The organism is Vibrio sp. 10N.222.55.C6, from assembly GCF_041473395.1.
GTDB lineage: Bacteria > Pseudomonadota > Gammaproteobacteria > Enterobacterales > Vibrionaceae > Vibrio > Vibrio crassostreae_C.
On the sequence record NZ_JBFRSD010000447.1, the window covers coordinates 1 to 286 of the forward strand.

Here is a 286-nt window from a genome sequence, read left to right on the forward strand (position 1 = left end):
TACTTTGGTCGCTAAACGACGATTTCGAGGAAGTACACCGCTCGCCATTCTGATCATCTCTTCTTTGTCTTTTAACAAGAAGAAAATAAGCAGTGGTACAAGAATCAAGTAAACCGCTAAGGTCGCTAAGCTCACAAGAGAAGCAAGAGAACCTTTGACAACACTTTCACCAAAACCTAACGCTTTGTTCTTGGCGTTAGACATAATGGACTCAACGATCTGCAGGTTAGCTAATTCTGGATAGCGTTCAGGAATCGTCGCAATGAAGTTTTGCAAGCTGCCATAC

The 286-nt window shown here is 42.7% G+C and carries 1 protein-coding gene; it reads right to left on the reverse strand.

The genetic code is table 11. The annotated features are described in order from the left end of the window. Positions 1–286, reverse strand: a 286-nt coding sequence (locus tag AB4486_RS24525) for an AI-2E family transporter (RefSeq protein ID WP_372119268.1), incomplete at both ends; no start/stop codon positions are given.